Here is a 21,594-nt window from a genome sequence, read left to right as displayed (position 1 = left end):
ACTCATTAAATATATGAGTATCTATAGGTATTTTGAATAAGGAGGAATAATGAAAGAATGGTATTTTTTATAGGATTTTAATTTCTGCTATTATAACAATAGGTATAGTTATTTAGAATCTTAAAGCTGGAACGGATTTAAGTTATTCATTTTTATTAATTGAATTCTCGAAATGAGAACTTATCAAAATTTAAAACAAAGTATGGACTAAATAAACTTATAGATAATAATGATAATAAATTTGAGAACTCAATAAAAATCATGCAATTTATTAATAGAAAAATAAACATATCTACATACAAATAGAATATAATAAATTATGCTTAGAAGGGAGCAGACATTAGATGGATTTAAACGTTATATTGGTGTTAAAAGCTATAATAATAGCTATAGTAGAAGGGGTAACAGAATTTGTTCCTATTTCCTCTACTGGACATATGATCATTGTAGGAGATATTATAAATTTTAAAGGGGCATTTGCAAATCAATTTGAGGTAGTCATTCAATTAGGAGCTATTCTTGCAATTATAGTTTTATATTGGAATAAAATATGGAAATCAGTTGTGGAGTTTTTTCAAGGGAAACCCTCAGGTATTAAGTTTTGGACTAATATTATAGTTGCATTTATACCAGCTGCAGTCTTTGGGTTTGTTCTAAATGATAAAATAGATAAATATCTTTTTAATTCAGGAACTGTAGCCGTGGGGTTAATAGTTGGCGGAGTTCTAATGATTATTATAGAAGGTAGATTTAGGCAAAAGTATACAACGGAAAGTATAGAGAAAATAAGTATTAAGCAATCATTTAAAATAGGTTTTTTTCAATGCTTAGCACTATGGCCAGGTATGTCAAGATCAGCATCGACGATAATGGGAGGTTGGATTTGTGGCGTTTCTACAGTTGCTGCAACTGAATTTTCTTTCTTTTTAGCGATACCAACTATGGTTGGAGCTACAGCATTAACTTTATTTAAAAGCGGAATGAATTTTAGTAGTGGAGAAATTATAACTTTGGTTATTGGATTTGTAACAGCCTTTTTAGTTGCATTAATTGTGGTTGAAAAATTTGTTTCTTATTTAAAGAAAAAACCTATGAAGGTTTTCGCTATTTATAGAATAATTGTTGGTGTAGTTTTGCTATTATTAATTAAAATTGGTACTATTTCATTATAAGGGACATTCAAGTAAATAATGAATATTTTTACGCGTAAAAAAGTATATATTACGTATAATGCATTGAAGCGAGCTTTAGAACTTCTTATTTTATTTTTAATTAAGATGCGTTAAGAAAAACATATGTTTGAGCGATATAGCGAGTTTATGTTTTTTAGCAGATTAATTAAAAACAAAATTAGTAGTTCTTAGCGAAGTGAATGCATTAATAGTAATATATACTTTTTTATTTTTTATTTATGTTCGTGCCATCGCTTATAAGTATAATATTTTTATCTAAATCAGTTCTATAGACAATAGAATTTATCTTTTTCAATTTAGCTAAGGTTCCTTTATTTGGATGACCATAAGTGTTGTAAGTTCCACAACTTATTACAGCAATTTTTGGAGAAACTTTATTTAGAAATTCTTGCGAGGTTGATGACTTACTGCCATGATGAGCTACTTTAAGCACCTGAGATTTTAAATTGTAACCATTGTCTAGTAGTTCCTGCTCAGCTAGGGACTCTATATCACCTGTAAATAAATAAGTTGAATTTTTATAAGATACCTTTATTGTACAGGAGTAATTATTAGTATTTTCATAACTTGTTTTATTAGGTGATAGCATAACGCATGTTGTATTAGGACCTAAATCTAAAGATATATTAGGGGCGGATACTTTTATTTTAAGATTTTTATTTCTTAGAGAATTGATCATATCAACAAATGACTGCGAGGAAGATATGACTTTAGGGGCATAGAATTCATCTATATCGAAGGTTTTAATTATTTTAGCCATACCGCCTATGTGGTCTTCGTGGGGATGAGTTGCAACTACATAGTCAAGTTTTTTAACATTATTTTTTTTTAGATATCTAATTAACTTTTGAGTTGAATCAACGGTGCCACTGTCAATTAGTAAGTTTTTATTATTTACTTGAACAAGTATACAATCACCTTGTCCTACATCAATAAAATGAGTAACCATATTATTTTCTAAATTTAAGTTAGTTTTTATAGTAGATTTATGACATATAGTTACACAGACAGATATAAAAACTAAGACGGTACAAAGTAAAATATATTTTAACCAGGTTTTCTTTGGCATATGATTAATCTCCTATGAAATATTTGAAGCATATAAATGATTTTATCCAATTATATAAAAAAATATCAATATCCAAGGACAAATTTGAAATAAGTCTTATAAACTAGTATAATTATAGTTGTAATTCAATCGTAAAATGAAAGGAACAGTGATATGAGAACTATATATTTTTATTTGTGTTTTATTATCAATTTGATCGGTAAAAGCTTTGAGAAGATAAAATTTAATAGCATAAAAAAACATAAAACTAGAGAAGAGGCAGATGTGTATATATTCAAAGTAGCTACGAAGTGGTCTAATTTTGTGCTTAGGGTTGCAGGATTAAATTTAACAGTCGTAGGAAAAGAAAATATACCAAATGAGCCTTGTGTTTTTGTGGGAAATCACCAAAGTAATTTTGATACACCAGTAATATTATCTAATATGAATAGACTTACTGGTGCAGTTGCTAAAAAAGAAATGAAAAAAATACCAATAATGAGCTATTGGATGAGGCAAATACATTGTGTATTTATGGATAGGGAAAATCCAAGAGAAGCTTTGAAGGCAATTTCGGAAGGTGTTCAAAATTTAAAGAATGGATATTCTATGATTATTTTTCCAGAGGGTACGAGAAGTAGAAGTAACAGCTTAGGTGAGTTTAAAAAAGGTAGTATGAGGCTAGCAATAAAGGCTGGGGTACCTATTGTTCCTATAACATTTTATGATACTTATAAAGCGATGGAAGGTAATAATGGGAAAATTAAAAAGACAAATGCTAAGCTTATAATAGATAAACCTATATATATTGAGGGTATGTCAAAGGAAGAAAAAGTAAAAATTTCAGAGGTAGTACAAAATATAATCCAAAATAATTTAAATAAGGAACGTGAGGAAAAATAGATTTATATGGTTACTTGTTATTTATTTAAATGCCCTAAAGCTGAAGTAATATAAAAGAAGCTGAATTTGAAACTTCAGCTTCTTTTATATTGTATAGAAATATTTATTTGAAAATTATTTAACCTCAGTTCTATCGCTGTCGCTAGCTCTGTCTCTTCCTAAGAAAGATAAAGAGTATAGACCGCATAAACCTACTAGAGCGAAAATAATTCTCGTAAATGCTGTTCCAGTGCCAAATAAGCTTGATACTAGGTCAAATTTGAAAAATCCAATTAGTCCCCAATTTATAGCGCCTATGATAACTAATACTAGTGCAGTACCATCTAATGCTTTCATTGTAAACATCTCCTCTTTCATAAGTCTTAGTATTATTGTTTACAATTTTTAAAAAATTATTACTATATTAAAAAAAAATATTTAATTTCACCATGTATTTAATAGTGGATTATTAATAATATGTTAAATAATTAAGTACAGTTCTTATTAAATACTGCTCACAGATATTTTGGTATAAACTTTTTTTAAATACAAATATAAATAGATAAATTAATGCATAAGCTATTGATATATATTAAAATATGTTTGATAATGTATAGTATACATTTATTTATAGAAAGATAGTGTTAACATTATCTATAAAAAAGGGAGGGATAAAATATGAATATCTTAATACAAATACTTAGCGTTGTTGCATTTGCAATTATTGTTCTTGTAATATATAATGTTTTAAAAGCTTATGTACTAGATAAGTTAAATATTAACAAGTGGATAGTACTTTTATTAGCTATTGCAATATATGTGGTTCCTGTGCTCATATGGCCTAATATTATAAATCATGCAACTTACTATGTAATGACAGGAATATCTGCTATTATGATTTTATGGTTTACGGATTTATCAGGTTTTTTAAAAAATTCGAATATTTTTAAAAAAAATTCAACAAGCATAGGTTCTGCAAATATTAATGCTAAAAAAGATAAGAAGGACGATGTAGTAATTAGGTCCAAGGCTAAACCTAATAGGAATAAAAATAATAAAAAATAATAAAAAGGAGTACAAATTTCCATGGGGAATTTGTACTCCTTTTGAATGTGTCTATATATATAATATTTAATACTTTTTAACTGTCACAAAATAATTGTGAGATTTTGGTTTGTTGAAGCTAACTACATCCAGTAGTAGTTCCACATTCAAGGCAAACTTTACAAGTTCCGTTTCTAACAAGCCTAGTACTTGAGCAATGAGAGCAGGTTTCAGAGTATAATCTTTCCCCTTGGATAGTGTCTGTGCTTATGTTAGTAGGGGCGAGGACATTCTCAGCGTCTGCTAGGCCAGTTGAAATTTCAGTCTCACCAGGCATTAGTGGATTTTTAGGTATATTAGCGTTGTCGTAATTTTCAGGTTTGATTTGACATCTACTATAATCTCCTAGTTCTATATCAATAATCTTACTAATTAAATCAGATATAGAAGAAACAGATTTAATATAAGGATGCTTTTGTACAAAACCATAAGGTTCAAATTTTTGTCCGCGAAGCATTTTAGAAATGGCTTGCGCAGGTACATGATGCTGAAGCATTACTGAAATTGCCTTTGAAAGAGAATTCAATAATCCAGTAATTATAGTACCTTCCCTATCTGTAGTTATATATATTTCAGAAATTTCTCCGTTTGAGCGCCTATTTATCGTAGTATAGACTTTTACATCATCAATTTGAGCAGGATGAGTAGTTCCATAACGTATTCCAATTGGCTTTTCTCTTGTGGAGTGGTTTGAAGTTTCTTGTAATGACTTTGCTTTCTTTAAAAGAGCCTCGTATGATAAATCCTCAAGTAACAGTTCTTTGTCAACAGATAAAGTAGTGTTTAAAGGTTGACTTGCTTTTGAACCATCTCTATATAAGGAGATACCTTTCACGCCTAGCTTCCAAGAATTTAATATCACTTCTTTAAAGTCTTCTATGGTAGCATTTTTAGGTAGATTTACAGTCTTTGATATAGAACCTGATATCATTGGGGTTATTGCCGCCATCATGAGAACATGTCCCATAAATGAAATATATCTTTTTCCGCTACCGCATTTGTTTGCTGTATCGAATATAGGCAAATGTTCTACCTTTAAATGTGGAGCACCCTCAATTTTTCCATCAATGATTTTTTCATATTCAAAGCCGTTTTCATCAACCTTTTCTTTTCTTAGAATATAATCAAGAATATCATTTGTTTCACTTTCGGAATATCCAAGGTTATCCAATGAGTCTTTAATTACAGGGTTTACGATGGTCATAAATCCACCACCAGATAATTTTTTATAAATAAAATGGCTGAAATATGGTTCAACTGAGGTTGCACCACAATCCATTGCAAAAGAAATAGTGCCAGTAGGAGCTAGAACTGTAACTTGAGCATTTCTAAAACCATATTTTTCACCACTGCTTAGTACTTTTGACCAACAGTTTTTTAAGGTTTCACTTATATTGCTTAGGGAATCATTACCTAAAATATCATGGTTAACTTTTATAGGATCATAATTCAAATGTTCATAGTTACTATTTAGAGCTCCAGCAGCTCTTGCATGATTCCTTATAACTATTTGCATATGTTTTTTGTTGATTTCATATTTTTCAAAAGGAGCTAGTTCTTTTGAAAGTAGGGATGATACATAATAAGCCTGTGCAGTCATTATTCCACTTAGCGCTGCAGCTATATTTCTAGCATCTTCTGAGTCATAGGCATAGCCCATTACCATAAATAAAGAAGCTAAATTTGAAAGCCCAAGACCTGTGGTTCTAAATAAATAACTTTTTCTTGCTATATCTTCAGTTGGAAACTGGCCCCAATGAATGGAGGATTCAAGGACTAATTGAGTAAGTCCTATTAGATGGACATATCCATCTACATCAAATTTTTTAGTCAAAGCATCATAAAATTTATAAATATTAATAGAAGCTAAATTACAAGAGGTATCATCTAAAAAAGCATATTCTCCACAAGGATTAGTCGAATTAATTCTATTATGTTTAGCATTAACTACTCCATCTTCTCCACCGGGGCAAGTATGCCATGCATTAAAGGTGTCATCAAATTGAGGCGCTGGATCAGCACATTGCCAAGCAGCGGTATTAAAGGTATCCCATAGCGTCTTAACACTTATGTCTGCATCAACTGTGGAATCACATCTCCCTTTAAGAGTAATAGTCTGATTAGGATTTTTCGATAAGGTATCAACTTTCATCATAAATTCATCTGAGAATCTTATGGAGTTGTTTCCATTTTGGCCAGATACAGTCTCATAAGCCTCTCCTTCAAAGCTACCATCATAACCCATTTTAGTAAGAGCGCGTACTTTATCTTCTTCTTTAGCTTTCCAAGTCATAAACTCCATTATTTCAGGGTGATTGATATCAAGGCATAGCATCTTAGCAGCACGCCTTGTAGTTCCACCAGATTTTATAGCTCCAGCATTTCTGTCAAGTCCTCTTAAAAAACTCATAAGACCTGATGAAACTCCACCACTAGATAATCTTTCACCTATACCTCTTATGGATGAGAAGTTAGTTCCGGTGCCAGAGCCACCTTTAAATAATTTAGTCTCTGTTACATACTGCTCAGAGATTGAATGATTGCCAAGTAGTTTATCTTGGATTGATAGAATGAAACAAGCTGAAGCTTGAGTCCTTGTATAAGCATCTTCGCTTTTAACTATCATTTTTTCTTTTTCATCGTAATAAAAATTATCTAATGATTCGCCTTTTATACCATAGGATAGGTTAAGGCCCGTATTAAACCATTGAGGAGAATTTGGTGCAAACATTTGATTTAAAAATGCATATATTAATTCATCATAAATAATGCTTTTTTCCTCTTGAGATTTAATAATAGTCTCATCAGTCAAGGATTCACACCAAAAATTAACAAGTCTATGAGCTACCATTTTCATACTATCCTCATAACCTTGCTTATTATTAACACCAGATTTTCTGAAATATTTTGAAGCAATAATATCGCAAGAATTTTGAGAGTAATGCTCTGGAAATTCTAAAGCCTTCATATCTAAAAGCACTTTATTTGTTTTATGGTCTTTTAAAAAAACATTTACCTTTTTCCATTTGAATAAATCAAAAACAGTAATAGTTTTATCTTTTTCTAATTCCTTTGTATAAAATCGTTTGATTAAATTTTTTATCTCCGCCATAATTAATACTAGCTTAAAAAGCTAGTATATTCACCTCCTATTAGTTGCATGATAATTAAGATTAAGTCTAAATTATGTAAAACATACTTCTGTATGGTTGATATTACTACACTAAAAGATTTTCTTGATTATTTAGTTTAATTATTATGTGTTATATTAGTATAACACCATATGTAGTAAGTAGAAAAAGAATTATAACTACAGATGGTATTATATAATAGAATCAAATAAAAATCAACATTAAATATTAACCAAAAATATGACGAATAAACGGCAAATTTATATAATATAGTAGTATAATAAATACATATTTATTATTATGTAAAATAATAAACCTAAATATTTATTATTATGTAAAATAATAAACCTAAATATTTATTATTATGCATAATAAACCTACGTATTTATTATTTTGGAAGAGGTGATGATGAAATTATGATACATCAATTTGATGGAAAAATACCTAATGTACATAAACATTCTTATATTGCTTACAGTGCAGATGTTATAGGAAATGTGTCTATAGGAGAGTACAGTAGTATTTGGTTTGGAGCTGTATTAAGAGGCGATATGAATTCCATGTCTATAGGTTCTTATACAAATATTCAAGACAATTGTACAGTACATAATGATGATGAATTTTCGGTTAATATTGGAGAGTATGTAACTATAGGACATAATGCCATAATACATGGTTGTAAAATTTCAAGTTATGCTTTAATTGGAATGGGAAGTACTATACTAAATGGAGCAGAAATAGGGGAGTATACTATAATTGGCGCTGGTAGCTTAGTTACTCAAGGAAAGAAAATACCCTCAGGGGTTCTTTGTATGGGAGTGCCGGCAAAGGTCATTCGCGAACTAACTACAGAGGAAAAGGAAGGATTAAAAAAATCAGCTCAGCATTATGTAGAGCTTTCAATGAAATATAATACAAAACAAATAAATGACCATACCTTAATTTAGATTGTTATAGAGCGCGAAAAATGATAATATTAAATGGAATAGAAAAGGTGACAGATGAGCAGAAATATAAATACATGTTTATAGAAAATATTTAGTACAATATGTTGATAAATTTAACAAATATATAGATTGGTCAAAAGTTTAAAAAAGGTAGGAGATAATAAATGATAAAAATAGGAGAATTTAATAATTTAAAAGTAGCTAGGCGAGCAGAATTTGGGTACTATTTGGGCGCAGAGACTGAAAACACTAGTGATGATATATTATTGCCAATGAAAAGTACTTTAGGTAGAGCACTTAATATTGATGATGAAGTTGAAGCCTTCGTATATAGGGACTCAAGTGATAGGTTAATTTCAACTTTAAAAAAACCTCTTGCAAAGGTTGGTGATTTAGCCTACCTTAAAGTAATTGACATGACTGCAATAGGAAGTTTTGTAGAAATTGGTTTAGAAAGAGACGTATTAGTTCCTTTTAAGGAGGAAAATTACAAATTAGAAACAGGCAAAAAATATCTTTTTTATATATATTTAGATAAGACTGGAAGAATAGCGGCCACTACTTTTATTGATAAATATTTATACGATACAGATTCATATGATATTGATGAGGAAGTGGAAGGAACAGTATACGGAATCCAGACTAATGGTACCGTAATGATAGCTATTGATGATATTTATAGAGCGGTTATTCTAAGAAATGAGAATTATATGAGTGTAATACCAGGAGATAGATTAAGTGTACGAGTGAAAAAATATTATGAAGATGGCAAAATGGACGTAACAGCAAGAAAACCAAGACTAGAAGAAAGAGATGTAGTTGAGGAACAAATAATAGAATACTTAGATAAAAGTGATGGCTTTATGCCATACAATGATAAAAGTTCTCCAGATGATATAAAGAAAGTTTTTAAAACAAGCAAAAATGCATTTAAAAGGGCATTAGGAGGACTTATGAAAAATGGGCTAATCCATCAAGATGAAGAAGGTACTAGATTAAAGTAATTAGATATATTTATAATAGTAAAAGGCTGATGAGTTAACTCATCGGCCTTTTACTATTTATATTTTAGATGAACTACGTTTAAATATCTTTACAATTTCATTAAAAAGTAATGGCATTAAGGCTAAAATAGTAACGATACCCCAATCTGCTAAACTTAAAGCATGAACACTAAAAGCATTTGCTAGAGGTGGAATAGTTATTATCAAATCTTGTAGCAGTATACCTAAAACTATAGCTGCAATTAAATATTTGTTTGAAAATAAACCTATTTGGAATATGGATTTTTTATTATTTCTCATATTTAAAGAATGAACAAGCTGAGAAACACTAAGTACTACAAATCCCATAGTTTGTGCATGTTTTAAAGCATCTTGTGAAATGTTTTTAGGGAATAGTGGGAATAAGTTAGTTATGCCACTATAATATTTTGCACCTATTATAAAGGCTGCTAAAGTTACTAAACCTATTAACAATCCGTTAAGAAGTAAACTTAATGTTGAACCTTTAAATAAACCATCTTTTTGGTTGCGTGGTTTATACTTCATTACGTCGGGGTCGCCAGGATCTACACCTAAAGCTAAAGCTGGAAGCGTATCTGTAATTAAGTTAACCCATAATATATGGATAGGTCTAAGTGGCGATGCCCAACCTAAAAGTATTGCAAGAAATAGCGCTATAATTTCTCCAACATTACAGGAAATAAGAAATACTACAGTTTTCTTGATATTTGTGAAGATATTTCTTCCTTCCTTTATAGCGGAAACGATAGTTGAAAAGTTATCGTCTATTAATATCATATCAGCAGCACCTTTAGCTACATCAGTACCTGTTATACCCATGGCTACACCTATATCTGCCATTTTCAGGGATGGCGCGTCATTTACTCCATCACCAGTCATTGATACAATGTTTCCTTTGGATTTAAGAGCATTTATAATTTTTACTTTATGCTCTGGAGACACTCTTGCGAATACCCTTATATTATCAATTTTACTATTTAGTTCTTCATCTGAAAGTTTATCAAGCTCAGAGCCAGACATAACTGCTAGGGGATCTTTAGTAATATTAAGGTCTTTCGCTATAGCAAAAGCTGTGTTTTGGTGATCGCCGGTTATCATTACAGTTTTTATTCCGGAATTCGTGCACACAGAAATAGAATCCTTAACTTCCAGTCTAGGTGGATCTATCATACCTACCAGGCCAATAAGTATTAAATCACTTTCTAAAGAATCAATATCCACATGAGATGTTGGAAGAATTTTATAAGCTGCGCCTAGAACTCTTAAAGCATCATCAGACATTTTATTAGACACATCTAATATTTCTTCTTTTATGACTGGAGTAATTTCTATTATATTGCCTTTAATACAGGCTTTAGTACATAGTTTTAAGAGATTATCAATAGCCCCTTTTGTCATTACATAATATTCATTATCATATTTATTTACAGTAGTCATTAATTTTCTATCTGATTCAAAAGGAATCTCAGCGATTCTTTTATGGATTTTTTCTAAATGGTCTTTAAATATATTGTAAGTTACCCCAGCTACTAGTAAAGCAATTTCAGTGGGGTCACCTGTTTTTGAACCCTCAGAGTACGTAGCATCATTACATAAAATAAGATTCTCAAGTAAGAGCTTATGCTCATTGTCATTAATGTTTAGATTGGTTATATTACCTAAGAGGCCATCTGTATAGAATTTTGTTACAGTCATTTTATTTTGAGTTAATGTTCCTGTCTTGTCTGAACATATAATATTTACTGAACCTAAAGTTTCAACTGCGGGTAATTTACGTACAATTGCATTCTTTTTTATCATTTTTTGAACGCCCATAGCAAGTACTATAGTGACTATTGCAGGAAGACCCTCAGGTATCGCAGCTACTGCTAAACTAATAGATGTAAGTAACATTTCAAAAATATCTCTTTTTTGGAGAACGCCTACTATAAACATAAGAGCACATATAAACAACGCACCTATTCCTAGGTATTTTCCAAGTTCAGCCAGTTTTTTTTGAAAGGGGGTCTGGTCGTCTACTTTTTCATCTAGCATTTTAGCAATTTTACCTAGCTGAGTATTCATTCCAGTAGATACGGCAATGCCTATACCTCTACCATAAGTTGCGAGTGTTGACATGAAGAGCATATTCTTTTGATCGCCGAGTGGAATATCATCACCAGTTAAGACTAGGGATGCATCTTTATCTACTGGCACAGATTCTCCTGTAAGTGTAGATTCTTCAATTTTTAAATTTGCAGTTTCAATAAGCCGTAAATCGCAAGGCACATATCTTCCAGCGTCAATAATAATAATATCACCAGGTACAACTTCGTTAGATGGAATTTCTTTTAACTGCCCATCGCGTCTAACTACAGCCTTAGGCGTAGATAATTTTTTTAGTGCATCAAGAGCTTTTTCAGCTTTTGACTCTTGAATAATTCCGACTGTAGCATTAATAACAATTACAATAGCAATTATAACTGCATCACTTGTTTCACCAAGGAGGGCAGAAATTACAGCAGCTGCAATTAAAATATAAATTAAAATATCATTTAATTGGGAAAAAAACATAGATATTAAAGTTTTAGGCTTTTTACTTTCTAACTCATTTAGTCCGAATTTTTCTCTTTTTAGGGCTGTTTCTTTTTGAGAAAGTCCTGTTAGTGGATTGGATCCTAATTCTTTTAGAACTTCCGCTATAGTTTTGTTAAAAAACATAAATACCACCTCGTGTATAGTATTTGTTGTTACCGTTTAATTTATTAAAAATAAAATACAATACCTAATATTCCTGAAATTATTATTACTAAAATTGGATGGAGTTTATTAGTTAATAATATTCCTAAAATTATAATTCCAATTATTATACTTTTAATATCTTTATATGATTCCCTTCCCATGGATAAGAATACAGAGATTATAAGGCCAATTAGTGCAGGCCTCATACCGGATAGTGCGGCCTTCATTATATAGGATTCCTTAAATTTTAAAATATAGTGATTAGCTATGGAAACTAAGATAAAAGAAAATGAAACTACGCCTAGGGTTGCAGAAATAGCACCGAGTACTCCAGAAACTTTATAACCTACAAAGGTAGCTGAATTTATTGCTATAGGTCCCGGAGTCATTTGTGATATACCAATAATATCAACAAACTCTTTAAAGGTAATCCAATTATTAGTGGATACAATTTCTCTTTCGATAAGTGGAAGCATAGCATAGCCTCCACCAAAGCTAAAGGCACCTATTTTAAAGAACGATAGGTAAATTTTAATTAAAATAGACATTTACTTCACCTTCTTTCCAAGAAATATAATCCCGTATAAACCAGATAAAAGTATAACTATAACAGGGTGTACATTAAAAAATAGTATACTTACCATAGAAATTAAGATTATAATAAGATTTACATAGCTTTTCTTTAAAGATTTGGATAAGCTTACTACAGCTATGAGTATAAGAACTGGTACTGCAGCAGAAATGCCTTTGAAAACTAAATCAACATAATAATAATCTCTAAATTGCATAAAGAAAACTGCAATGCATAATATTATGAAAAATGAAGGTAAAATCACACCTAGAAGCCCGATGATAGCGCCAAGTAGGCCGTTAATTCTATAACCAATAAATATACTACTATTAACTGCTAAAGCTCCAGGAAAAGTTTGGGAAACAACAATTATATCCATGAAATCTTCTTTTGAAAGCCATTGTTTTTTACTTACAACTTCAGTCTCAATGAGTGGTATCATTGCATAACCTCCACCAAAGGTAAAAGCTCCAATTTTAAAGAAAGTCCAAAACATATTAAGTAATCTTTTCGTTTTTCTCACCTCAAATAGTTTAAATTTTTGATTATATCAGTAGAAATGCCCTTAAAAGTATGAACCTATACTTTTAATCTATAATAGTTACCATATAAGTATACTATTATAAAAAAAATTGGCAAATATATAAACACTATTGATGAAATTTCAGGATTAATTGTAGATATTTATAAATGAAAAAGTACACATATTTTGTAAAGGTTGTTATATAAACTTCACAAAACATATGCACTTTTTTCAGAAATCTAAAGAAAAGAATTAAAACTAGCATCTGACGGCATTCTAAGATCTCCTCTTGGGGATACACTTATAGTTCCTACTTTTGGACCGTCTGGCAGAGCTGAACGTTTAAATTGTTGGGTAAAGAATCTTTTTATAAATTTATCTAACCATTTGCGTATATCTTTTTCGCAGTAATCAGCTTTGAAAGCTTCTTTAGCTAAAAATAATATTTTACTTGGCGAAGTACCTTGCTTCATAAAATAATAAAGGAAAAAGTCGTGTAATTCATATGGTCCTACTATGTCTTCAGTTTTTTGAGTTATTTGACCGTTCTTATCTTTGGGTAGAAGCTCAGGACTTATAGGAGTGTTAAGGATATCTAAAAGAATGTCTGTTACTTCCTTTGAAGCTTCTTTATCTGCTACATATTTAACTAAATATCTCACCAAAGTCTTAGGGATTGAGCAGTTTACGGAATACATAGACATATGATCACCATTATATGTGCACCAACCTAAGGCGAGTTCTGATAAATCTCCAGTACCTATTAAGAGTCCACCTTCCTTATTTGCAACATCCATAAGAATTTGAGTTCTTTCTCTTGCTTGAACATTTTCATAAGTTATATCATGTTTTTCCACTGGATGATCTATGTCTTTAAAATGCTTCAGACATGCATCTACTATATTAATTTCTCTGAGTTCTGTTCCTAAATTTTTACATAGGTTTATTGCATTCATATAAGTCCTATCTGTAGTTCCAAAACCAGGCATAGTTATAGTAATAATATTTTTTCTGGGTATTTTTAACAGGTCGAAGGTTTTAACTATAACGAGTAATGCTAAAGTTGAATCAAGCCCACCAGAAATCCCAATAATAGCCTTGTTAAGACCAGTATAAGAGAATCTTTTAGCAAGGGCTGAGGATTGAATATTAAATATTTCCTTGCAACGTATTTCACGTTTATATAAATTAGAAGGAACGAAAGGATGCTTATCAATATTTCTATCAAAAACGCCAAAATCTACATTTCTAAATTCAAAGGGAATTTCACATGCTTCAAAAGGGCATATAGAAATACTATTTCTAAAACTGGTATTCTTTAATCTTTCACTGTTTAATTTATCTATATCAATAATTGAAGTAACAACTTCATTTTCTCTTTGAAATCTATTATTTTCTTTTAATACTAAACCATTTTCGCTAATTAAAAGATGGCCACTGAAAAGTAAATCTGTAGAGGATTCAAAAACACCAGAGGATGCATATAAATAAGAACACATACATCTTGCGCTCTGGGATGAAACTAAGGATTTTCTATAATCAGCTTTGCTAACTAATTCATTTGATGCAGATAGATTAGCAATTATATTTGCACCTTGAAGAGCTAAATAGCTGCTTGGAGGAATAGTTACCCAAAGGTCTTCACAAATTTCAAAACCAAATTTAATATTGCCACTGGTAAATAATAAATTTGTCCCAAAAGGGATGCCTTTTGCAAAAGAAAGGTTTACGGTTTTGCTTATGAGGCCAAGACCTTCAGTAAACCATCTTTTTTCATAAAACTCAGAGTAATTTGGAATATAGCTTTTTGGTACTATTCCTAAAAGTTTACCATTAAATATTATATAAGCACAATTATATAGAGAATTGTTATAGTATAAAGGAGACCCTACAGCAATTAGGATATCTTTATTTTTAGAAAACTCACATAGAGATTTAATTGCATTTTCAGATTTTTCAATTAGCTGATGTTGTAAAAATAAATCCGCACATGTGTAAGCTGTTATGCAAAGTTCTGGGAAAACTATGAATTTTGATTTCTCATCATAAGCCTGATTAATGCAGTTTTTTATGTTGATTAAGTTAAATTCTATATCTGCTACATTTACAATTGGACAAGCAACAGAAACCTTTATAAAAGAAGTTTCCAAACTAATTCACGACCTTTCTTTAGTTTTTCAAATATAGTATATGTAAAATTGACTTTAAATAATAAATATTTACTGAAATTATATCATATTAGCTAGATTAGTAGGGTCGGTTAATGATTATTTTACCATTATTTTTTATTGCCTTTTTAATAGTTGTTAACTGTCCCTTGCTATTGTGACAATTTTAATTGTGAAGAGAATGAGAGCAGACATGAGAAAGAAGAAGTCTAAAACAATAAGAAGATGTATAATGCACTAAAATTAAACTTTATTAAGTTTAATATATAAAACATAAAATATATAATTATTGTAGTAACATAATAAAATTGTATTATAAAATGCACAGAAGATGTATAATTAAGATAGAAGTTAGTAATACGTAGTTGAAAAGAGCGTATAATATTAAGTGATATTCGTAAGGGGGTACAACATGAACTGGACGCCGATGATATTTTGGATAGTTGTAGCATTAGCAGCATTAGTTATTGATATTACAACTAGTAGTTTTATGTTTATATGGTTTGCTGTAGGTGCAATGGCGGCAATAATTGCTATTGGGCTAAGTGCATCAATAATTGTTCAAGCAATTGTTTTTGTAGCAGTTAGTGCAGTGGTTATGGCTGTGGGTTATCCTATAGTCAAGAAAACTATAAAAAAAACTGTGAAAAAAACTTTAACTATGGAGGAAGGGTATGTTGGGAAAGAATTTACAATAACAAAAGATATTGATGAAAAAGCAAACATTAAGTTTCAAGGGATTTATTGGACTGTAAAAAATGTTGGAAAACCTTTGAAAAAAGGTGAATCAGTTCAAGTTATCGGTATAGAAGGGAATAAATTACTAATAACTAAAGTATAAGATATATTAAAATATAAGGGGGAATTTGTAATGGGAATAGGAACAGTTATAGGCTTGTTTATATTATTTGTAATAGTTATAATGATTTTATCATCGATTAAGATTGTTAATACTGGATCTGTGTATTTAGTAGAAAGATTTGGTCAGTTTCATAGGATACTAGAACCAGGCTGGCATTTTACAATTGTATTTGCAGATTTTGTTAGAAGAAGGATTTCTACTAAGCAGCAAATATTAGACATACAACCACAGAATGTTATAACTAAGGATAATGTTAATATATCGATTGATAATGTTATATTTTATAAGGTTATTAACTCAAGGGACGCGGTCTACAATATTGAGGATTATAAATCAGGTATAGTTTACTCAACTATAACTAATATGAGAAATATCGTGGGAGATTTGACTTTAGATGAAGTATTATCAGGAAGAGATAGAATAAATTCTAAGCTTCTTGAAATAATCGATGAAATCACGGATGCTTATGGAATAAAAATATTATCTGTAGAAATTAAAAATATAATTCCACCGGCTGAAATTCAACAGGCTATGGAAAAACAAATGAGAGCAGAGAGAGATAAGAGAGCATTTATTCTTACAGCAGAAGGTGAAAAACAAAGTCTAATTGAAAAAGCTGAAGGACATAAGCAAGCTCAAATATTAAATGCAGAGGCTGAAAAACAAGCAAATATTAGACATGCAGAAGGAATGAAGGAATCTCAACTTCTTGAAGCAGAGGGTAAAGCTCGTGCTATAGAGACTATTGCAATTGCAGAAGCAGATGCAATAAGAAAAATAAATACAGCTATTATAGAGTCAGGTACAAATGAAACAGTAATAGCATTAAAACAGATAGAAGCTCTTAAAGAAATGGCAAAAAATCCAGCTAATAAACTTATACTTCCAAATGAAACATTGTCAAGTTTAGGCAGTATAGCAGCCATAGCTGATATGTTAAAAATGAATAAGAACTGTGAAAATAAATCAATATAAAAGAAAGCCTGAGCGATCAGGCTTTCTTTTTATTGTGCGCCCGGCATGGGCGCAATCTAATGGGTGAAAGTCCCTAGCACGGGTTAATAGTGCCAAGTGCATAGCTTAAGACAAGGGTGTCCATCGTGAGATGGAATCTGAAGGAAGTTGGCGGCCAAACTCCGGTCTGACGAACAGAAACTACATATAAGGCATATGCTTGTGGGTAAGTTTGCAATACAAAACGAAGCCCAAAACTATTCGAAACAAGTGGTGTAAATGTAGCAGATAGATGGAGTGAAAGATTGCGTTCTTACCCGGGGAGATCTGATAGGTAAGTTGTGGATATGAATTTAGAAATAACAACCCATACAGTGATGTATGGCTGAACTATCAGAAGTCAGCAGACGTCATAGTACCATGCAAAACGCGTTAGCGTGGGAAGGACTGAACAATAGGAGGTTTTGGAATTTTGAAGGATACGAGAAAATATGATAAAAGCAGACAACTTCATAAAGAAGGCTCTCTACGAGAGAATAGAGTGGAACTCGAAGGTAATGTAGAAGTGCATAGTATTTCCTCTATGTCAGAAGAAGGAAGAAACGATGTGAATGAATATGATAATGGTTTACTCGAGCAGATATTATCGAGAGATAATATGAATAAAGCATATAAAAGAGTAAAAGCCAATAAAGGAAGTCATGGGATTGATGGTTTGACAGTAGATGAACTTCTACATTATCTAAAAGAGCATGGACAAGAATTAAGGCAATCATTATTAGAAAGTAGATATAGACCTCTAGCCGTAAGAAGGGTAGAAATACCAAAACCTGACGGTGGAATTAGGCTACTTGGAATACCTACTGTATTAGATAGAGTTATTCAACAAGCGATATCACAAACTCTAATACCAATATATGAAAAGAAATTTTCTGATAATAGTTACGGTTTTAGACCTTTAAGAAGTGGAAAACAAGCTGTTGAAAAATGTAGGGGATATATTAATGCTGGACATACATGGACGGTGAATATAGACCTTTCTAAATACTTTGATACGATAAATCATGATAAATTAATAAGGATACTATCGGAAGATATTAAAGATAGTAGAGTAATTTCTCTGATACGAAAGTATCTACAAAGTGGAGTGATGATAAATGGGGTATTTATGAATACAGAAGAAGGAGCACCTCAAGGCGGGCCTTTGTCCCCATTATTAAGTAACGTAATGTTACATGAACTCGATGTAGAACTAACAAAACGAGGACTAAACTTTTGTAGATATGCTGATGATGCGAATATATACGTCAAAAGTGAGAAATCAGCAAATAGAGTAATGAAGAGTATTACGAGATTTATTGAGGAAAAGTTAAAGCTTAGAGTGAATAAAGAAAAGAGTACAGTAGATAGACCTTGGAAACTTAAATTTTTAGGATTTTCATTTTACCGAGCAAAAGGTGAATACAGAATGAGAGTTCCTCAAAAACCTATAATCAAATTCAAAGCAAAGCTAAAAGAATTAACTTCAAGAAGTAATGCGATGAGCATGAAATATAGGTTTATGAAACTTAAGCAAGTGATAGTTGGATGGATAAATTATTTTGCTATTGCAGACATTAAAAGTATTCTTAAAACACTTGATGAATGGTTAAGGCGAAGAATTAGAATGTGTTTTTGGAAACAATGGAAAAAGATTAAAACAAAATATGGGAACCTTGTTAAATTAGGAATACCAAACAATAAAGCTTTGCAATATGCAAATACAAGGAAAGGCTATTGGAGAACATCCAATAGCCCTATATTAAACAAAACATTGACCAATAAATACCTTAAAAATATAGGATTAGTTTCTATATCTGAGACATATTTATTAAAACATTAATTTCTATTGAACCGCCGTGTACCGAACGGTATGCACGGTGGTGTGAGAGGTCGCTAAATAAATTAATTATTTAGCTCCTACTCGATTTTTGAATGAGATTTATTGTTTTTTTTCTGAACTGAATAACCAAATTTTCCTAAAGCGTTAGAATTAACACTAAAATACTCGCCATGAGAATAGGTAATAAGATCTGCCTTTTCAAAATGAATTTTTCCAGAAGCATCTATTAAGCTATTATCTACATGAGTATTCACAATTTCAGCTAAAAATAAATCATGGGTACCTAAAGGTGTAATGCTTTTAACTTTGCACTCTAAAGCTATTGAGCATTCAGAAATTAGAGGCGCTATGACATCCTTGCCATTTTCAATAGTGAAGTTCATTTCGTGAATTTTATCTATTTGCTTACCAGAGCGTACCCCGCAATAATCAACTTCACGAACCATTCTAGAATTAGGTAGATTTACTACAAAGTCACCACTTTCTTTTATATATTCATAAGAAAGTCTGTCGGGTCTTATGGCTACAGTTATCATTGGTGGTTTAGTACAAGCCATTCCTATCCACCCTACTGTAAAAACGTTTATTTTTCCCTCTTTATTTTTTGAGGTGATTAATACCACGGGAACAGGGTTTAACATTGCACTGCCTTTAAATATAGTTTTTGTCATATATTTTCACTCCTATATCTTTATATTGTATAACATTACCCATTATACAATACCTTAAAAGATTTATACAGATGAGAGTAAATTGATTTAAAGAAGTCTTTAAAAAAGTTTATTAATAATAATTTTTTGATAATATGGTATAATAAGTGTATATAAATATAGGTATGGTGATAATTATGACGATGGCAGGAAAAATAATATATGGTTTTGGAAAATTAGTTGGAAATACCGCGGGATATAGTGTTAAACTAACGGGTAATGTTATATCATCTATAGCGGAAATCTCAGGAAACGAAAAATTAGCCATAAACACTAAGGAGTATGCTACGATAGCTTCTAAAGGGATTGATAAAGCTGTGAAAATAACAGCAGCAGTAACCGCTGTTGTAATAGATAAAACTATTGATGTAGCTTTAAACACTGCACAATATATTGAAGAAAACGCTGTGGAAACAAAAGTGCGGGTTTATGGGCAATCAGAGAAATTCTACGATAAAGATAAATATATAGAGGTTAACTATGAGGTCCTGGAGAAATAAATGGTAATATGTTAAAAAAGATACTTTAATGCAATATTAATTAATTATTTAAATAATATTACTTTGCAAATATATAGTTTAGTGATATAATTTATATGAGAGTAAATGTGAAATATGAAATATTGCTAAAAAAAAATGAGAGCTACACTAACCAATCTGTTAAATAATGGATTAATTAGTGTGGCTTTTTGTGTTTAACGACATTTCAGAAGGAAAGCCTTCCGCTTATATAAGGGGGAGTTCAATACTATAACAAAGAGAAAACTTCAGTGGGAGTATAAATCTCCTTCTGAAGTCGCTAATATTGTAGCGACCCAGGAGATGATTTAATGACATTTCAAAATATAAATAGGGGATGAAGTTATGATAGTAGAAAATTTTAAGTTTAAAGATAAGGGTGACTTAGAGATATTTGTGTACAAATGGCTACCTAATGTGAACGTACAAATTAAGGGGATAGTTCAGATAGCTCATGGAATGGCAGAGACAGCAGCTAGGTACGAAAATTTTGCAAGTGCGCTAACAAATGATGGGTTCATTGTTTATGCTAATGACCATAGAGGGCATGGAAAAACTGCAGGCGAAGTCCGAAAACTAGGAGAATTAGGTGAGAATGGATTTAATTCGATGGTTGAAAATATGCATGAACTAAATGAGAAGATTAAAGAAGAAAATCCTAATTTACCTATATTTTTATTTGGGCATAGTATGGGATCTTTCTTAACACAAAGATATATTTGTTTATATGGAAGTGGATTAAAGGGGGCAATTATTTCAGGATCCTGCGGCAAACAGGGAATTATTATAGATATAGCAAGACTAATAGCAAAAAGAGAGATTAAGAAAAATGGAAAAATTGCAAAAAGCAAGAAACTAGATAGGTTATCTTTTGGAAGGTATAACAATTCTTTTAAACCAAATAGAACAGCATTCGATTGGTTAAGTAGGGATAACAAACAAGTAGATAAATATATAGACGATCCATTCTGTGGGACGGTTTTTACAACGGGATTTTTCTATGATTTTTTAGGTGGACTAAAGGGTATAGCTGACGACAAGGAAATTAAAAATATTCCTAAAGATTTACCCATTTATATTTTCTCGGGAGATAAAGATCCCGTAGGAAAGAATGGAAAGGGTGTTCTAAAACTGGTTAAGACTTATAAACGACATGGGATCAAGGATTTAACTTATAAACTTTATAAGAATGGAAGACATGAGATGCTTAATGAAACCAACAAGGAAGAAGTAATTGTGGATGTAATAAGATGGATTAAGGAACATTGAGTTTATTATAAAATAGTAAAAGCAACAGGAGACATGGGTATTGTCTACTGTTGCTTTTAATTTTAAGAAATATCTATTGAAAATTT

18 protein-coding genes are annotated in these 21,594 nt (G+C 31.0%); 10 read left to right on the top strand and 8 right to left on the bottom strand.

Annotation, left to right across the window (positions count from 1 at the left end; translation table 11 throughout):
- The first annotated feature begins 344 nt into the window (after positions 1-344).
- The gene (locus ACWJKE_RS09110) at positions 345-1,172 is read left to right on the top strand and encodes an undecaprenyl-diphosphate phosphatase (protein WP_462958739.1); all 828 of its coding nucleotides are present in this window, start codon (positions 345-347) and stop codon (positions 1,170-1,172) included.
- Between the two features lie 226 nt (positions 1,173-1,398).
- On the opposite strand, the gene ACWJKE_RS09105 is transcribed toward ACWJKE_RS09110, so the two are convergent.
- The gene (locus ACWJKE_RS09105) at positions 1,399-2,262 is read right to left on the bottom strand and encodes a ComEC/Rec2 family competence protein (protein WP_462958738.1); all 864 of its coding nucleotides are present in this window, start codon (positions 2,260-2,262) and stop codon (positions 1,399-1,401) included.
- A gap of 153 nt (positions 2,263-2,415) precedes the next feature.
- Between ACWJKE_RS09105 and ACWJKE_RS09100 the strand changes: the two genes are divergently transcribed.
- Entirely contained in the window at positions 2,416-3,144 is a 729-nt protein-coding gene (locus tag ACWJKE_RS09100) for a lysophospholipid acyltransferase family protein (protein ID WP_216302753.1), read from the top strand.
- Positions 3,145-3,258: 114 nt separating this feature from the next.
- On the opposite strand, the gene ACWJKE_RS09095 is transcribed toward ACWJKE_RS09100, so the two are convergent.
- Complete coding sequence (locus ACWJKE_RS09095; RefSeq protein ID WP_165411517.1) at positions 3,259-3,480, bottom strand: DUF378 domain-containing protein; 222 nt, start codon at positions 3,478-3,480, stop codon at positions 3,259-3,261.
- Between the two features lie 321 nt (positions 3,481-3,801).
- On the opposite strand from ACWJKE_RS09095, the gene ACWJKE_RS09090 reads away from it, so the two are divergent.
- On the top strand, positions 3,802-4,188 hold the full coding sequence (locus ACWJKE_RS09090) for a hypothetical protein (RefSeq protein ID WP_216302754.1): 387 nt from the start codon (positions 3,802-3,804) through the stop codon (positions 4,186-4,188).
- A 118-nt stretch (positions 4,189-4,306) separates the two neighbouring features.
- Here the strand turns inward: ACWJKE_RS09090 and ACWJKE_RS09085 are convergent, their stop codons facing one another.
- Complete coding sequence (locus ACWJKE_RS09085; RefSeq protein ID WP_216302755.1) at positions 4,307-7,339, bottom strand: vitamin B12-dependent ribonucleotide reductase; 3,033 nt, start codon at positions 7,337-7,339, stop codon at positions 4,307-4,309.
- Positions 7,340-7,774: 435 nt separating this feature from the next.
- Between ACWJKE_RS09085 and ACWJKE_RS09080 the strand changes: the two genes are divergently transcribed.
- Positions 7,775-8,305: a gamma carbonic anhydrase family protein gene (locus tag ACWJKE_RS09080; RefSeq protein WP_216302756.1), complete on the top strand. Its 531-nt coding sequence runs from the start codon at positions 7,775-7,777 to the stop codon at positions 8,303-8,305.
- 164 nt (positions 8,306-8,469) lie between these two features.
- A complete protein-coding gene (locus ACWJKE_RS09075; protein WP_216302757.1) occupies positions 8,470-9,309 on the top strand; it encodes a CvfB family protein in 840 nt (279 codons plus the stop codon).
- A gap of 57 nt (positions 9,310-9,366) precedes the next feature.
- Here ACWJKE_RS09075 and ACWJKE_RS09070 read toward each other — a convergent pair whose 3' ends face one another.
- The 4 genes from ACWJKE_RS09070 to ACWJKE_RS09055 form a co-directional block, all read right to left on the bottom strand.
- Positions 9,367-12,030 carry a cation-translocating P-type ATPase gene (locus ACWJKE_RS09070; protein WP_462959347.1) on the bottom strand — a complete coding sequence of 888 codons (2,664 nt, stop codon included), beginning with the start codon at positions 12,028-12,030 and terminating at the stop codon, positions 9,367-9,369.
- 44 nt (positions 12,031-12,074) lie between these two features.
- Positions 12,075-12,599 (bottom strand): chromate transporter, encoded by a 525-nt coding sequence (locus ACWJKE_RS09065; RefSeq protein WP_165411523.1) that lies wholly within the window; start codon positions 12,597-12,599, stop codon positions 12,075-12,077.
- Complete coding sequence (locus tag ACWJKE_RS09060; protein ID WP_216302766.1) at positions 12,600-13,118, bottom strand: chromate transporter; 519 nt, start codon at positions 13,116-13,118, stop codon at positions 12,600-12,602.
- A gap of 266 nt (positions 13,119-13,384) precedes the next feature.
- Positions 13,385-15,295: an NAD(+) synthase gene (locus ACWJKE_RS09055; protein WP_462959346.1), complete on the bottom strand. Its 1,911-nt coding sequence runs from the start codon at positions 15,293-15,295 to the stop codon at positions 13,385-13,387.
- 430 nt (positions 15,296-15,725) lie between these two features.
- On the opposite strand from ACWJKE_RS09055, the gene ACWJKE_RS09050 reads away from it, so the two are divergent.
- From ACWJKE_RS09050 to ltrA, 3 genes are all read left to right on the top strand, one after another.
- Complete coding sequence (locus tag ACWJKE_RS09050; protein WP_220286424.1) at positions 15,726-16,154, top strand: NfeD family protein; 429 nt, start codon at positions 15,726-15,728, stop codon at positions 16,152-16,154.
- A 30-nt stretch (positions 16,155-16,184) separates the two neighbouring features.
- Positions 16,185-17,150 carry an SPFH domain-containing protein gene (locus tag ACWJKE_RS09045; protein WP_216302762.1) on the top strand — a complete coding sequence of 322 codons (966 nt, stop codon included), beginning with the start codon at positions 16,185-16,187 and terminating at the stop codon, positions 17,148-17,150.
- 451 nt (positions 17,151-17,601) lie between these two features.
- Positions 17,602-19,011 (top strand): group II intron reverse transcriptase/maturase, encoded by a 1,410-nt coding sequence (gene ltrA / locus ACWJKE_RS09040; protein WP_462952630.1) that lies wholly within the window; start codon positions 17,602-17,604, stop codon positions 19,009-19,011.
- 77 nt (positions 19,012-19,088) lie between these two features.
- Here ltrA and ACWJKE_RS09035 read toward each other — a convergent pair whose 3' ends face one another.
- Positions 19,089-19,682, bottom strand: a complete 594-nt coding sequence (locus ACWJKE_RS09035) for a flavin reductase family protein (RefSeq protein ID WP_216303397.1) — start codon at positions 19,680-19,682, stop codon at positions 19,089-19,091.
- Positions 19,683-19,864: 182 nt separating this feature from the next.
- Here ACWJKE_RS09035 and ACWJKE_RS09030 point away from each other — a divergent pair, with 182 nt between their 5' ends.
- Both ACWJKE_RS09030 and ACWJKE_RS09025 read left to right on the top strand, forming a co-directional pair.
- Positions 19,865-20,221: a hypothetical protein gene (locus ACWJKE_RS09030; protein ID WP_220286422.1), complete on the top strand. Its 357-nt coding sequence runs from the start codon at positions 19,865-19,867 to the stop codon at positions 20,219-20,221.
- Between the two features lie 363 nt (positions 20,222-20,584).
- A complete protein-coding gene (locus ACWJKE_RS09025; RefSeq protein WP_220286421.1) occupies positions 20,585-21,508 on the top strand; it encodes an alpha/beta hydrolase in 924 nt (307 codons plus the stop codon).
- Positions 21,509-21,594 lie beyond the last annotated feature (86 nt).

The sequence above is a fragment of the Clostridium sp. CM036 genome, from assembly GCF_055081135.1.
This window is presented reverse-complemented; position numbering and strand designations above follow the sequence as displayed.

What these genes read in the sequence shown, in the direction of transcription:
- ACWJKE_RS09110 (WP_462958739.1), top strand. Translation starts at nt 345, where the DNA reads ATGGATTTAAACGTTATATTGGTGTTAAAAGCTATAATAATAGCTATA.
- ACWJKE_RS09105 (WP_462958738.1), bottom strand. Translation starts at nt 2,262, where the DNA reads ATGCCAAAGAAAACCTGGTTAAAATATATTTTACTTTGTACCGTCTTA.
- ACWJKE_RS09100 (WP_216302753.1), top strand. Translation starts at nt 2,416, where the DNA reads ATGAGAACTATATATTTTTATTTGTGTTTTATTATCAATTTGATCGGT.
- ACWJKE_RS09095 (WP_165411517.1), bottom strand. Translation starts at nt 3,480, where the DNA reads ATGAAAGCATTAGATGGTACTGCACTAGTATTAGTTATCATAGGCGCT.
- ACWJKE_RS09090 (WP_216302754.1), top strand. Translation starts at nt 3,802, where the DNA reads ATGAATATCTTAATACAAATACTTAGCGTTGTTGCATTTGCAATTATT.
- ACWJKE_RS09085 (WP_216302755.1), bottom strand. Translation starts at nt 7,339, where the DNA reads ATGGCGGAGATAAAAAATTTAATCAAACGATTTTATACAAAGGAATTA.
- ACWJKE_RS09080 (WP_216302756.1), top strand. Translation starts at nt 7,775, where the DNA reads ATGATACATCAATTTGATGGAAAAATACCTAATGTACATAAACATTCT.
- ACWJKE_RS09075 (WP_216302757.1), top strand. Translation starts at nt 8,470, where the DNA reads ATGATAAAAATAGGAGAATTTAATAATTTAAAAGTAGCTAGGCGAGCA.
- ACWJKE_RS09070 (WP_462959347.1), bottom strand. Translation starts at nt 12,030, where the DNA reads ATGTTTTTTAACAAAACTATAGCGGAAGTTCTAAAAGAATTAGGATCC.
- ACWJKE_RS09065 (WP_165411523.1), bottom strand. Translation starts at nt 12,599, where the DNA reads ATGTCTATTTTAATTAAAATTTACCTATCGTTCTTTAAAATAGGTGCC.
- ACWJKE_RS09060 (WP_216302766.1), bottom strand. Translation starts at nt 13,118, where the DNA reads ATGTTTTGGACTTTCTTTAAAATTGGAGCTTTTACCTTTGGTGGAGGT.
- ACWJKE_RS09050 (WP_220286424.1), top strand. Translation starts at nt 15,726, where the DNA reads ATGAACTGGACGCCGATGATATTTTGGATAGTTGTAGCATTAGCAGCA.
- ACWJKE_RS09045 (WP_216302762.1), top strand. Translation starts at nt 16,185, where the DNA reads ATGGGAATAGGAACAGTTATAGGCTTGTTTATATTATTTGTAATAGTT.
- ACWJKE_RS09035 (WP_216303397.1), bottom strand. Translation starts at nt 19,682, where the DNA reads ATGACAAAAACTATATTTAAAGGCAGTGCAATGTTAAACCCTGTTCCC.
- ACWJKE_RS09030 (WP_220286422.1), top strand. Translation starts at nt 19,865, where the DNA reads ATGGCAGGAAAAATAATATATGGTTTTGGAAAATTAGTTGGAAATACC.
- ACWJKE_RS09025 (WP_220286421.1), top strand. Translation starts at nt 20,585, where the DNA reads ATGATAGTAGAAAATTTTAAGTTTAAAGATAAGGGTGACTTAGAGATA.